We start from the raw sequence: 14,039 nt of genomic DNA, 5'->3' as shown, positions 1-14,039 counted from the left end.
TATGACAAGGCTTAATGTAACTCCAACCAGGATGAATTTAAATACCCTAAAGAAAAGACTTGCCACATCCAAAAGAGGCTATAAGCTTTTAAAAGACAAACAAGATGAGCTAATGAGACAATTTCTTGAAAAAATCAGAGAAAATAAAAGACTTCGTGAAGAAGTTGAAGCTGATTTGAAAGAATCATCAAAGGGATTTTTGATGGCATCATCTTTTATGAGCCCAGAATTTTTGGAAGAAGCAGTAAGTTTTCCAACACAAAAAATTGGGGTAGATATAAAAGTAAAAAATGTCATGAGTGTAAGAATTCCTCAAATGGAATTTAAAATTGATAAGGGAGGAAACGAAAATGCCTCCATGTATCCTTATGGTCTTGCCCAAACATCAGCTGATTTGGACCTTGCCATAAAAGGATTAAATAAGGTTATGGATAAACTTTTAACCTTGGCAGAACTTGAAAAATCAACTCAACTTATGGCAGATGAAATCGAAGGAACAAGAAGAAGGGTAAACGCCCTAGAATATAGGACAATTCCAGACTTGGAAGAAACAATTAAATATATTAGAGCTAAGCTAGAAGAAAATGAAAGAGCAACTATCTCAAGACTTATGAAAGTTAAAGATATTATATCCGAAGCCTAAGTCTTGAAAATAGAAAATTTCATAGTTTAGTAATAAAGATAAAAGGGACGTGTTAAGCGTCCTTTTAATAAATAAATTTTGAAGGAGAAACAAATGGATACGGAAGGACCCTACGCGAATTTAATAATTTTTTTAATAGTTTTGGCACTTATTTTATTAAATGCCTTGGTTAATATGATTTTTTCATCTTTAACTTCCCTAAATCATCAAAAATTAAGAGAGATGGTAGAAAATGGAGATAGTAAAGCTAAAGATGTTTTGATTTTATCTCAAGACCAACAAAGACTTATGCAAAGTCAAAATTTTCAAGATGGAGTTTTGTCAATTATTACAATTGCTTTTCTTTTATTAAATATAAAAGATTCTTTGAAAAATTTTTTAAATAGAGAATCAGATTTTATGCAAATGCTTATAATGATTCTTATGGTAATTGTTTTTGTAGTTGTAAAAAGAATTTTTGCCAATATGATTCCTCAAAGAATTGGAATTAGAAATCCATATACTATTTCCAAAAAGACAAGAGGATTTGCAAAATTGATTTTGTTTTTGACAAGGCCCTTTGTAAGTTTTATAAATAAAATTACAAATATCATTATGAATATTTTTGGAATTGAGTCTAAGGCTATTGAAAAAGAAGTTACGGCAGAACAAATTAAATCCATTGTCCAAGTTGGAGAAGACCAAGGAGTTTTAAGACCATTAGAATCAAAAATGATTCATTCAATTATGGAATTTGACGACGTGTGGGCAGAGGAGATAATGACTGCAAGGCCTGAAGTATTTATGATCGATATAAAAGATAGGGAAAGAAAATACTTGGATGAATTTATCAAATTAAAACATTCAAGAATTCCAGTCTACGATGAAGAAGTCGATAATATTTTGGGAATAATTTATACCAAAGATTATCTCTTAGAGGCACTTGATGTGGGAATTGCAAGTGTTGATATTAGAAAATTAATAAAACCAGCCTTTTTTGTGCCAGAAAAAATTGAAATTGATAAATTATTTTCTCAAATGCAAAAAGACCACACTCACATGGCGATTTTGATAGATGAATATGGTGGATTTTCGGGACTTGTTACTATGGAAGATTTGGTTGAAGAAATTGTTGGAGATATGGACGATACATTTGACAAGGACTTGCCAGATATTAGAAGCTCAACCAAGGGTTCCTATATAGTAAAAGGTTCGACATCAATAAAAGATTTAAATGAATTTTTGGGACTAGATATAGATGAAGAAAACGACCAATACGATACGGTAGGTGGTTTTATAATCGATAAACTTGGCTTTATTCCAGATGAAGGCTGTGAAAAAGCAGTAGTCTACAAAGATTACGAATTTAAAATTTTATATATTGAAGAAACTAGAATTAAAATTGTAAGAATTAAAAAAATGAAAAATCCTGAAAAAATTTCGGATTAAAATAAAAATTAAAAAAATGAACCTGTACAAGGCTAAGAAGTCTTTTGTATAGGTTCATTTATTTTTTGTGTTTGAATAATGTTATTATATTTTTGATAACAAAGTATTGTCAAAGAAAAACTAATATGCTATAATACAAAAGTAATTTTATATGATGGAGAAAAGCTCAGATTTGTTTCTGGGCTTTTTGCGTCTATAAGGAGGTTTTATGTTAAATTATGCACACAGGGGCTTTAAGGCAAAGTATCCAGAAAATACTATGCTTGCTTTTAGAAAAGCTCTAGATGCGGGAGCAGATGGCATTGAACTTGATGTTCATTTATCAAAAGATGGACATTTGGTTATAATACACGATGAAAATCTGCTGAGAACTTGTGGCTGTGACGTTTTTGTTAAGGATTTAAATTTAGAAGAATTAAAAAAACTTAATGCAGCCTATGGATATGACGGAATTGATGAGAAAATTCCTACTCTTCGAGAATATTTTGATTTTGTAAAGGATACTAATCTTATTACAAATATTGAAATTAAAAATGGCTTGATAGCTTATGATGGAATTGAAGAAAAATTATATGAGCTTATGAAAGAATATGAAATTTGTGATAGGATAATTATTTCATCTTTTAATCATGAATCTGTTCTTAGGATGAAGGAAATCGATAGCACTTTAAAATTGGGATTTTTGGAAGAATCTGTTTTAGCTAATCCTGTGAAATATTTAAAAGATAATGGAATTTTTTATTTCCACCCTTTGGTAAATACTGTTGACAAAGATATTGTCTTAAAGCTTCATGATGAAGGAATTTTTGTAAATGCGTGGCTTTCTTCAAAACTTTCTTATAATTTGGAAGATTTTGTTGAAATGGGTTTTGATGGTCTTATTACTGACTTCCCTGATAGGGTTGATGAATTATTAAAATAATAAATAAGGAGATTTTATGCAGAATTTAGAACTATTTTTAGAAAAATTTAATAAGATATTGTGGGGAAATTGGCTTGTATTTGTATTGTTAGGCCTTGGTATACTTTATTCAATAGCAACAGGATTTGTACAAGTTAGACATTTTAAATTTATTATTCATAATACTTTGGTAAAAAGTTTTAAGGAAAGAAATATTGAAAAAAGAGAAGGTTCTTTGTCTACATTTCAAGCTATGATGGTAACTTTAGCTGGAAATATTGGTGGGGGAAATGTAGTTGGTGTAGCGACAGCAATTGTTGCTGGTGGATATGGTGCTATATTTTGGATGTGGCTTGCTGCATTTTTTGGAATGGCACTAAAATACGGAGAAATCGTTCTTTCACAAATTTATAGAGGAGAAGACGAAGACGGAAATATCTTATCAGGTCCAATGTATTACATAAGAGATGGATTAAAGGCTCCAGCTTTAGGAATTGTAATAGCAGTTTTGATGACTATAAAAATGATGGGAGCAAATCTTGTTCAATCAAATACAATTGCTACAATCCTTGCAGATAATTTTAAAGTCAATAATCTATTGACAGGAATTATTTTGACAATTTTATTATTTATGATAGCAATTGGGGGACTTAAAAGATTAGCAAAAGTTGCAACAAGCCTTGTACCTATTATGTCTATTCTTTATGTTGTATTATGTTTATTAGTTATAATTGTAAATATTAAAAACGTTCCTTTAGTTTTTAAGGCGATTTTTGATGGAGCATTTTCTTTCAAAGCAGCCGCAGGTGGTGTAGGCGGACTTGTTATAGCAAGAGCTATGCAATACGGTATAGCAAGAGGAATGTATTCAAATGAAGCAGGAGAAGGAACAGCACCATTTGCTCACGGTACAGCTATTGTAGATCATCCAGTAGAAGAAGGAATTACTGGAGTTACAGAAGTATTTTTAGATACAATAATTATTTGCTCACTTACAGCAATAACAATAGGAGTATCACAAATACCAATAGACGGAGAAACAATACAAGCATCAAACATGGCAATTAGTGCAATAGGAACAGTATTTAAACCCCTATCTTATGTAGCAATATTTGCACTATTGATATTTTGTTTTACAACCCTTATGGGACAATGGTTTAATGCAGCAAAATCATTTACCTATGCCTACGGAGAAAAATTTACAAGCAAAGTTAAATTTATTTATCCATTTCTTTGCATAGTAGGTTGTTTAGGAAAAATAACAATGGTTTGGACAATTCAAGATATAGCCATGGGACTTGTAATAATTCCAAATATCCTTGCCCTATTAGTTTTAGTAAAAGAAGTAAGAAAACAAACAAAAGATTTTTTCGAAAACAAGTAGGAAAAGCTAAATGGAAGACTTAGAATTTATAAAAATACTAATATTAAGATTATTTTTAGCTTGTTTAGTTGGTGTAATAATAGGTCTTGAGAGAGAATTTAAAGGAAAATTTGCAGGAATAAGAACACATACAATAGTAGCTTTGGGAGCAGCCCTTGCAATGATAGTTTCAAAATATGGCTTTTCAGATTCAAGCCATTACGATGCAGAAAGAATTGCAGCACAAATAGTATCAGGTATAGGATTTCTTGGGGGAGGTCTTATATTTATAAAAAAAGATTATATATCAGGACTTACCACGGCAGCAGGAATATGGACTACAGCAATAATAGCCATGAGCATCGGCGCTGGAATGTATATAATAGGAATATGCTCAAGCATATTAATATTAATTTTACAATTGTTTTTAAAAGAAGAATTTGGGATTTTTAGTTTTATAAAAAGGCCCTATACCATAGATATAGTTTTAGATAATCCTATGAGCATAGAAAAAATATATAAGTACTTCAAAAAAGAAAATATAAAATTCAGCGAAAAATCCATAAATTATAGAGATGATAAGCTGATATTAGAAGTACAATATCACAATAAAAACGAAAATGAACTAATAGGAATTATAAATTTTTTGAGAGAAAACAGAAGGGTTTTTAAGTTTAGTTTGGATTAAAAAGCAAAGATAATCTCAAAAGTTTGAAAAATATAATTATTTGTGTTAATATATTTTAAACGTTTTCTTGATTAATAATTGATAATGGAGATAATTATGGAAAGATATGATGAAGGTATGCCTTTTTTGCTAAAATATGAAAATGTTGCATGGTATCAAGATGGTACTGTAAGGATTTTAGATAGAAGAGTTTATCCAAGAGAGGTTATTTTTGTTGAATGTAAATCATATAAGGATGTAGTAAAAGCTATTCAAGATATGGTTACCCAAAGTGCTGGACCATATACAGCTTTAGGTATGGGAATGGCTCTTGCTTGTTATGAATCAAGAAGTTTAGATAAAAAAGAACGTAAAAATTTTATTGAAAAGGCATCAATAGAGCTTGGAAATGCAAGGATCACAACTAAAGAAAGATATAGCAAAATAACTACTAGATGTTATAAAATAGCTGTTGATGCAATTGATAATGATAAAGATCCAGTAAAATTGATAATGGAAGATAATATAAAATCTATAAATAGACGTTATAAAACAATGATAGAAGTTGGGAAAAATCTTATAGATTTAATTCCAGAAAATTCAAGTATATTAACGCAATGTTATGGAGAAACAATAATAGGGGCTTTAATATCATTATTAAAAAAATCTAATAAGAAAATAAAAATTTATTGTGCAGAAACAAGACCATTTTTACAGGGAGCTCGCTTAACAGCATCTTGTTTCTCAGAAGAAGGATTTGATACAACAATTCTCACAGATAATATGATAGCTTATGCTATGGAAAATAAATTAATAGATATATTTACATCAGCTGCTGATTGTATAACAGAAGATGGAGGAGTTGTAAATAAAATAGGAACATTACAAATTGCACAGTTAGCCAAATTATATGACGTTAAATATTTTGTGACAGGAATACCTGACAAAGGAATGAAAAAATTAGATGACGTAAAAATTGAGATGAAAGATCCAGAAGAGGTATTGATTTGCAATGGAATAAAACATGCAGGAAATAAAGTCAAGGCGATATATCCATCTTTTGACAAAACGCCATCAAGTCTAGTGGATAAAATAGTAACCGATGTAGGTGCATATAATCCTAAAGATTTATGTAAATATTTTGAAAATAAAGGTGAAATAAATTTTTATTAAGTTAATATATAAAAAATCAAAAATCGTGTTTGTAAAATTAATTTTACAGACACGATTTTTTTGTAGTCAAATTTATTTTTTAAAAAAGAACTAAGCCTTAACATATTCTATATTTTTTTTATCAAGAATAATTTTGTTTTTTTCATCAAGGCTTTTATTAGTTATTAATAAATCAACAAAATCAGTATCACAAATTTTATAATTTGTAAAATCAGATAATTTTGTATGGTCTACCATTAAGATTTTATAAGAAGAATTATCTATCATAGCCTTTCTGATGCTAGCTTCATAATTATTATTATCAAAAATTCCTAGCTCAATATTTAATTTTGGAGGGGAAATAATACATTTGTCAGCATAATAATTTTTGATTTGTTCAAGACCTTCCATTCCAATAGTTGACATATTATTATTTCTTAAATGACCACCTAGCATTATTAATTCAATATTATTTTTTGTTTCAGTACAAAGATTAGCTATTAGTATTGAATTTGTAGCTATTGTAACATTCATTTTGATAGAAATAATATGTTTTGCTAATTGATAGCAAGTTGTGCTAGAATCCAAAAAAATTAAATCATTTTCGTTGATAAAATCAACGACTTTTTCTGATAGTCTGGTTTTTTCGTTTAATAATAAGATATTTCTTATCTTGGTAGGATAAGTCTTATCATTTTTTCTAGCCATAAAAGCACCACCATGAGTTCTAGTCAATAATTTTGCCTTATCAAGTTCTTTTAAATCTCTTCTAATTGTTTCATCAGAGCATTTGAAAATTTTACTCATCTCTGTTACAAGCAGGCTATCGTTCTCGTTTAATAGTTCTAAAATTTTATTTTGTCTTTCAAATTTCAACATATTATGTCCATTCTCTTTAAGTTGTAAAACAATAAAAATTGTTACTAAATAATATTAATATCATTGTAACATAAAAAAAGAAGAATATAAAATCAACAAAAACACAAAAATATTGTGGGATAGTGTTTACATCGGTCAAAAAATGTGATATTATAAAACCGATCAAAGAAAACGTTTTGAAAGAGGAGGTTATTATGAAGAGAGATGTTGAGAAAAAAGGTAGTTTCTTAGGGCTAATACCGTTGTTGATATTCATAGCCCTGTATGTAATGATAACAATTGTAACCGGTAGCGCTAGTTCACTACCATTAAATGTTGGGATTTTGATTGCTTGCATCTTTGCTTTTATTTTTGCTTTGCAAAAATCAAAAAAAGAATTGAGTTTTGACGACTTAGTGACTATGTTTTGTAAAGGCGGAGGCGATGACACATTAATTTTAATGTTTGTTATATTTTTAGAGGCAGGAATGTTTTATTTAGTTGCCGATAAGATGGGAGCAGTAAAATCTGTTACAAATTTAGGATTAAGTATGTTACCTCAAAGTATGATATTACCAGGCGTATTTATCATAGGATGTGTTTTAAGTTTTTCAATGGGAACTTCAATGGGAACTGTCACAGCTTTGATGCCTATAGGTGTTGCTCTTGCAAAATCTACAGGAATAGAATTACCTTTAATGTGTGGAACAGTTGTTGGTTCAGCTATGTTTGGAGATAATTTATCATTTATTTCAGATACAACTATAGCGGCAACTAGAACACAAGGAGTTCAAATGAAAGATAAGTTCAAAGCTAACTTTTTAATGGTATTACCAGCAATAGTTGTAACTTTAATACTTTTAACTTTTAAATCAAGTTCTGCGAATATTCCTACAGAAAATTTGGATTGGGATTTGATTAGACTATTACCATACGTAATAGTTATTGGTTTATCTCTTGTTGGTGTTCATGTTATGCTTGCTATGGGTGCTGCTATTTTATCAGGACTTGTTATAGGAGTTGCTCAAGGATCATTCACTATAGTTGAATCTTTTTCTGTTTTGGGCGAAGGAATCATGGCTATGGAAGATATGGCAGTAATTGCTGTAATGGTAGGTGGTCTTGTTGCTTTAATGGAATATTTAGGTGGAATAGACTGGTTATTACATAGGTTAACTAGAAATGTTAAGGGAAGAAGTGGAGCAGAACTTGCAATTGCATTTTTAGTATTTTTGGTAGATGTTGCAACAACAAATAATACTATAGCAATAATAACTGTTGGACCAATAGCTAAAGATATATCTGAGGAATTTGGAGTTGAGTCAGCAAGGACAGCTAGTATTTTGGATCTATTTGCAAGTATAGGAAATGGTATTACACCATGGGCTGGACAAATACTTTTGGCAGCAGGAATAGCTAAAATATCAACCTTGTCAATAGTACCATATTCTTGGTATAGTTTCTTATTAGCAATATTTGGCATAATATTTATTATAATAGGATTCCCTAAAAATGTAGTAAAAAAAGGTGAATAATTATGGAGTCAAAACTGCTAAATAATTTAGAAATAATAGATTATGTTGTAGAAAAAGGATTTTTTAAAGATAAATCCACTCTGGAATGTGTAGAAATAGGCGATGGAAATATTAATTATGTATTTAAGGTTTTTGATAAAAAAACTAATAAATCATTAGTTATAAAACAATCTGACACCTTATTAAGATCATCTGGACGTCCTTTAGATATAAATAGGAGCAAAATAGAATACAATATCTTAAAGACACAATATGAGATTTATCCCGGCTCAGTACCAGAAGTTTATTATTATGATGAAGAAAAATCTATGATAATAATGGAAGATATATCATCTTATAAAAATTTGAGAGAAGAATTATCCAAAGGAAATATTTATAGGCATTTAAGTGATAGCTTATCAGAGTTTTTGGCTAAAACTTTATTACCAACTACAGACCTTGTTATTTCTAGAAAAGAAAAGAAAGAAAATGTAAAAAAATATACTAATCCAGATTTATGTGACATATCTGAAGATTTAGTTTTTACAGAACCTTATTATAATTATAAGGATAGGAATATAATAACCGATGGTTTAGAAAGTTTTGTAGAAAAAGAACTTTATAAGGATGAAGAACTGATAGGAGAAGTTTTAAAACTAAAAGATAAATTTCAAACAAACTCACAAGCTCTTATCCATGGCGATCTTCATACAGGAAGTATTTTTGTAAATGACAAAGGTATTAAAGTCATAGATCCTGAATTTGCTTTTTATGGACCTATAGGATATGACATAGGAAATGTCTGGGGTAATATAATATTTGCTTTAGCAAATAGCCTTGTAATGAATGACAATAGAAAAGATAGTCTATATCAGTTGTTAGAAGATACTATAGATAAAACGATAGATAAACTTGACAGAGCCTATGACAAATATATTACCAGTGATTATTTTAGAAATATGTATTTTAAGAAATACTATTTAAAAGAAATAATTTCAGATTCTTTTGGATATGCTGCAACTGAAATAATTAGAAGAGATGTGGGGGATTCTAAGGTTAAAGAAATAACATCTATAAAAGATAATGATTTAAGAATAGCAATTGATAAAAAACTTATCCTTATAGGTAAATACTTGATAAAAAATAGAGATAGTATAGGAAGCGCAAAAGATTTAATTGATTATATAAAAAAATTAAATTAAATTTAGGAGGTAACTGTGAAAGTTTATGTCAGAGCACCATATCCTGAAAATAGATTAAAAGAATTAGAAGAAATGTTTGATGATCTTTTTTACGATCCTTGGACAAAAACCGGAGAGAGATTTTATGAGGATGAGATGTTGGAAAAACTTTTGTCAGAAAAACCAGATGTATTAATTACAGAACTTGATAGAATTACTGAAAAAGTTTTGACAGGCTATAATGGTTTAAAAATAATTGGAGATTGTAGATCAAATCCAGCTAATATAGATGTATCAGCTTGTAGCAAGCATAACATACCTATATTATGTACTCCAGGAAGAAATTCAACAGCTGTTGCAGAGTATGTAGTCGGAATATTATTAATGAAGTACAGGCATTTAGATAAATCGATAGATTGGGTTAAAGATGGTGAATGGAAGGAAGGAACAACGCCTTATTATACCTGGATGGGCGATGAGATTTCAAATAAGAAAGTAGGACTTGTAGGCTTTGGTGCAGTAGGAAGAGAAATTGCAAAAAGGCTAGATGTATTTGGAGCTGAAGTTTCTTTTTATGATCCATATGTTGAAAAATGTGGGAAATATATAAAAAAAGATTTAACACATATATTCAAGGATTCAGATATAATTAGCTTGCATTTGCCAGTAAATAGCGAAACGACAAATATGATAGATAAAGATTTATTAGATCTCATAAAGCCAAAATCTGTATTAATAAATAGTGCAAGATCTAAAGTAGTAAATAATGATGATCTAATGAAATTAATAGAGGATAAGGATGTAGAAGTTATATTAGATGTACTTCCAGAAGAACCTCCAAAAAGAAGCGATATAGAATTTTTGAAAAATAAAAATGTAACTCTCACACCACATATAGCAGGAGCAACTTATCAAGTTACTAATCATCAAGCTGAAATTTTAAATGAGAGTATAAAAAAATATTATAAAAACGAAAATTTGGAAAAAATTGTGTACAATAAGGAGATACTATAATTGAAAAGATATTATTTACTAATAGATATAGGAACTGGTAATAGTAAATTATCAATTATAGATAATTTTGGGAAAATAGTTAAGGATATATCGTTTAAAAATGAATACAAGATAGATGAAAACTATGATGATTCTGTTTATTTTTGTCCTAATGAATATATGAAAATTTTAGATTCTAAATTGAAAAATTTATTATTTGATTTTGATGAAAAAATAAGTGCAGTGTCATCAGCTAGCACAAGGCAATCAATAATTTTACTTGGCAAAGATAAAGCAATAATAGGACTTCCAAATATCGATAATAGAGCTAAAAAATATATAAATAACTTTGAAATGGATAATATTTATAAAAAAACAGGCAAATATTTTACTGAAGATTTTCCAGCAGCTAAAATAATGGCATATAAAGAAATTTATAAAAAAGAATTTCAAAAAGTATTTAGCTTTACAAGCGTTAGTGAATGGATTGGTTACGAATTTACTGGAGTTTTATCAATTGAGCCAAGTCAAGCAACAGATACTCAATTGTACGATATAAATGATTTAAAATATTCTAAAAAATTAGCACAAAAATTAGGGATTGAGTCCTTAACATTTCCTAAGATTGTGAAATCTGGCGAAAAGCTAGGTAAAATTTCAAATAACTGGGTTAAAAAGTATAAACAATTAGAATCTTCGGTATTTATAGTAGGTGGAGCTGATACACAGGTTGCTATGGAAAATTACAACAATTATATAGATTCTTTATTAATTGTATCAGGAACAACAAGTCCAGTAATTGCATATGAAAAAAAGATAGATAATATTGTTGATGATGAATTGTGGATAAATTCATATTTAAGAGGAGATGGATATATATTAGAAATGAATCCTGGCATAACAGGCTTAAATTATCAAAATTTTAAAGATGCTTTTATGAAAGATATATCGTATGAACAAATGGAGGAAGATTATTCTAAAATTGACGAAGTAAAAGTTATCTCGTTATTGACTTCTTGTTCAAAACCAAAATATCTTCCAAAAAAGTCAGGAACATTTATAATAAAAACACCTGTAGATTCATCAGCTGATAGTTTTGATTATGCATGGTCGATTTTAGCGGATATTGCTTGTTCTATATATATAAAAATAAGAAAACTAGAGAAGTTGAAAAATAAATCATATTGTAACATTATAGGAATGGGCAATGGATTTAAATCAAATACTTTGTGCAAGATGGTAGCTTCACTTAGTAATAAAGAGTTGATATTAACTAAAAATTATAATAATTCTACATTATTTGGTTTACTTAGAATATGTAATAGATACTTTGAAGATGATAAATCTTATATAATAAATGAACAAAAAACAAATTACAAACCCGTTGAAAATGGTTTGATAATAGACTACTATAATAAATGGAAATCTAACAATATTTATGAAATAAAAGGAGTTAAATAATGAATTATATTAAAGAAAGAGAAGAACTGGTTGAATATGGGAAAATAATGAGTAAAGAAGGTCTTAGTTCTGGAACGAGTGGCAATCTTAGTATATATGATGCTGAAAAAGGATTAGTTTTTATAACACCTTCAGGTGTTGATTATTTAAAGACAAAACCTGAGGATATAGTTGTTATGAATTTAGAAGGTGAAATTATAGAAGGTGACAAAAAGCCATCAAGTGAATGGCATTTACACACACTATTTTACAAAAATAAACCTGAAGCAAGAGCTGTTGTACACACTCATTCTGTTTATTGTACAACTTTTTCATCTTTAAGAATGCCTATATATCCAGTTCATTACGTTATAGCAGATGCTAATGCTTTTGAAGTACCATGTGCTAGGTATGAAAGATATGGAACAGAAAAATTAGCTAAAGCAGCAGTTGAGGCTTCGGGAGATTCAAATGCTGTTTTACTTGCAAATCATGGCTTAGTTGTTTGCGGTAAAAACTTAAAATCAGCTTATGGACTTGCCAAAGAAATGGAATATATTGCAGAAATCCAATATAGAGCAATGAGTGTTGGAAAACCTGTTCTATTAACAGATGAAGAAATGGAAGAAGTAGCTGAGGGATTTAAAAGTTACGGTCAAGCACAAAAGAAGGATTAATAAGAATGAATTCATTTACGTATTATAGCCCTACAAAATATATTTTTGGTTTAGATTCACATAATAAATTAGGCGAAGAGCTTAAAAATTTAAAAAAGAAAAAAATATTAATGGTTTATAGCTCATCTTCTAAGAAAAATGGATTAATAGATAGGGTTGAGAAAATTTTAGAAGAAAATATGATTTCGGTTGTAGAATATAGTGGAGTAAAAACAAATCCTACTACTGATATGGCTTATGAATGTATAGATCTTGCAAGAAAGAATGACGTAGATTTTATATTAGCTGTTGGAGGAGGAAGTGCGATTGATCTTGCAAAATCTGTGGCTGTAGGCTTATGTTGTAATAGCGATGTTTGGGATTTCTATTTAGGTAAAGAAATAGAGAAAGCTGTTGAAATTGGTGTTATTCTTACTATAGCATCATCAGGAAGTGAGAGTTCACCAAATGCAATACTTACAAATAATGACACTTTAGAGAAAATGGCAATAGAAAGTGATCTAATAAGACCAGTTTTTGCTATAATGAATCCAGAATTAACTATGACTTTGACAAGTTATCAAACAGCTTGTGGAATTACTGATATAATAGCACATTGCCTAGAAAGATATTTTACAAACACAGAAAATGTAGACTTAACAGATAGGCTACTTGAATCTATAATTAAATCAGTAATAAAAGAAGGCAAGAAAGCAGTTTTTTGTAAGGATGATGTAGAATCTAGAAAAAATATTATGTGGGCAGGAAGTTTAGCCCATAATAATATAATAGGTTGTGATAGAGAACAAGATTGGAATTCACATCATTTAGAACATGTTTTATCAGCAAAATATAATTGCAATCACGGTGCAGGAATGGCTGTTATATTTCCAGCATGGATGAGATATGTTGCGAAAAAACATAAAGTTGAAAGATTTGCTCAATTTGCAAATAGAGTTTTTGATATAGAAATAAATACTGATAATCCTATCGAAACAGCTATGATGGGAATTGAAAAATTTGAAGACTTTTTAGAAGAAATCAAAATGCCATTAAATTTTGTCAAGCTAGGAATCAGTGATTATGACATAGATGAACTAGTAAAGTTGAATAATTTAAATGGGGGAAAAACAAGCGGCTTCTATGCTTTAAATGAAGACGATATAAGAGAAATTTATAAAATTGCAAGCAAAAATAGGTTATAAAGAATGAATTGCCAGCTCTTTTGGTATTATTAATCGAC

13 protein-coding genes are annotated in these 14,039 nt (G+C 29.2%); 12 read left to right on the top strand and 1 reads right to left on the bottom strand.

Translation table 11 applies throughout. The annotated features are described in order from the left end of the window. Nucleotide 1 precedes the first annotated feature (1 nt). The 6 genes from HMPREF0078_RS07570 to HMPREF0078_RS07545 all read left to right on the top strand — a co-directional run bounded on the left by HMPREF0078_RS07570 (nt 2) and on the right by HMPREF0078_RS07545 (nt 6,175). A complete protein-coding gene (locus HMPREF0078_RS07570; RefSeq protein ID WP_004839560.1) occupies nt 2–643 on the top strand; it encodes a V-type ATP synthase subunit D in 642 nt (213 codons plus the stop codon). Nucleotides 644–736: 93 nt separating this feature from the next. Continuing rightward, entirely contained in the window at nt 737–2,071 is a 1,335-nt protein-coding gene (locus tag HMPREF0078_RS07565) for a hemolysin family protein (RefSeq protein WP_004839559.1), read from the top strand. 208 nt (nt 2,072–2,279) lie between these two features. Beyond that, nucleotides 2,280–2,993, top strand: coding sequence for a glycerophosphodiester phosphodiesterase (locus tag HMPREF0078_RS07560; protein WP_004839558.1), 714 nt, complete (start codon nt 2,280–2,282; stop codon nt 2,991–2,993). Nucleotides 2,994–3,009: 16 nt separating this feature from the next. Next, a complete protein-coding gene (locus tag HMPREF0078_RS07555) occupies nt 3,010–4,356 on the top strand; it encodes an alanine/glycine:cation symporter family protein (RefSeq protein ID WP_004839557.1) in 1,347 nt (448 codons plus the stop codon). A 10-nt stretch (nt 4,357–4,366) separates the two neighbouring features. Continuing rightward, on the top strand, nt 4,367–5,023 hold the full coding sequence (locus tag HMPREF0078_RS07550) for an MgtC/SapB family protein (protein ID WP_004839556.1): 657 nt from the start codon (nt 4,367–4,369) through the stop codon (nt 5,021–5,023). A 96-nt stretch (nt 5,024–5,119) separates the two neighbouring features. Continuing rightward, entirely contained in the window at nt 5,120–6,175 is a 1,056-nt protein-coding gene (locus HMPREF0078_RS07545; protein WP_039920628.1) for a s-methyl-5-thioribose-1-phosphate isomerase, read from the top strand. 90 nt (nt 6,176–6,265) lie between these two features. Here the strand turns inward: HMPREF0078_RS07545 and HMPREF0078_RS07540 are convergent, their stop codons facing one another. Further along, nucleotides 6,266–7,033 carry a DeoR/GlpR family DNA-binding transcription regulator gene (locus tag HMPREF0078_RS07540; RefSeq protein ID WP_004839554.1) on the bottom strand — a complete coding sequence of 256 codons (768 nt, stop codon included), beginning with the start codon at nt 7,031–7,033 and terminating at the stop codon, nt 6,266–6,268. 194 nt (nt 7,034–7,227) lie between these two features. Here HMPREF0078_RS07540 and HMPREF0078_RS07535 point away from each other — a divergent pair, with 194 nt between their 5' ends. Genes HMPREF0078_RS07535 through HMPREF0078_RS07510 form a run of 6 tightly spaced genes read left to right on the top strand, consistent with a single transcriptional unit; the run spans nt 7,228 to nt 14,001 of the window. Then, complete coding sequence (locus tag HMPREF0078_RS07535) at nt 7,228–8,547, top strand: Na+/H+ antiporter NhaC family protein (protein WP_081445748.1); 1,320 nt, start codon at nt 7,228–7,230, stop codon at nt 8,545–8,547. Nucleotides 8,548–8,549: 2 nt separating this feature from the next. Then, nucleotides 8,550–9,728: an S-methyl-5-thioribose kinase gene (mtnK, locus tag HMPREF0078_RS07530; protein WP_004839552.1), complete on the top strand. Its 1,179-nt coding sequence runs from the start codon at nt 8,550–8,552 to the stop codon at nt 9,726–9,728. Nucleotides 9,729–9,743: 15 nt separating this feature from the next. Further along, nucleotides 9,744–10,721 (top strand): 2-hydroxyacid dehydrogenase, encoded by a 978-nt coding sequence (locus HMPREF0078_RS07525; protein WP_004839551.1) that lies wholly within the window; start codon nt 9,744–9,746, stop codon nt 10,719–10,721. Further along, nucleotides 10,722–12,161, top strand: a complete 1,440-nt coding sequence (locus tag HMPREF0078_RS07520; protein WP_004839550.1) for an FGGY-family carbohydrate kinase — start codon at nt 10,722–10,724, stop codon at nt 12,159–12,161. Then, nucleotides 12,161–12,817, top strand: coding sequence for an L-fuculose-phosphate aldolase (locus tag HMPREF0078_RS07515; RefSeq protein ID WP_004839549.1), 657 nt, complete (start codon nt 12,161–12,163; stop codon nt 12,815–12,817). Before HMPREF0078_RS07520 ends, HMPREF0078_RS07515 begins: the two co-directional genes overlap by 1 nt. A gap of 5 nt (nt 12,818–12,822) precedes the next feature. After that, nucleotides 12,823–14,001, top strand: a complete 1,179-nt coding sequence (locus tag HMPREF0078_RS07510) for an iron-containing alcohol dehydrogenase (RefSeq protein ID WP_004839548.1) — start codon at nt 12,823–12,825, stop codon at nt 13,999–14,001. Nucleotides 14,002–14,039: the final 38 nt, after the last annotated feature.

The organism is Anaerococcus vaginalis ATCC 51170 (genome assembly GCF_000163295.1).
GTDB lineage: Bacteria > Bacillota > Clostridia > Tissierellales > Peptoniphilaceae > Anaerococcus > Anaerococcus vaginalis.
The sequence above is the reverse complement of the archived record's forward strand: the minus strand, read 5'-3'. Positions and strand labels throughout refer to the sequence as shown.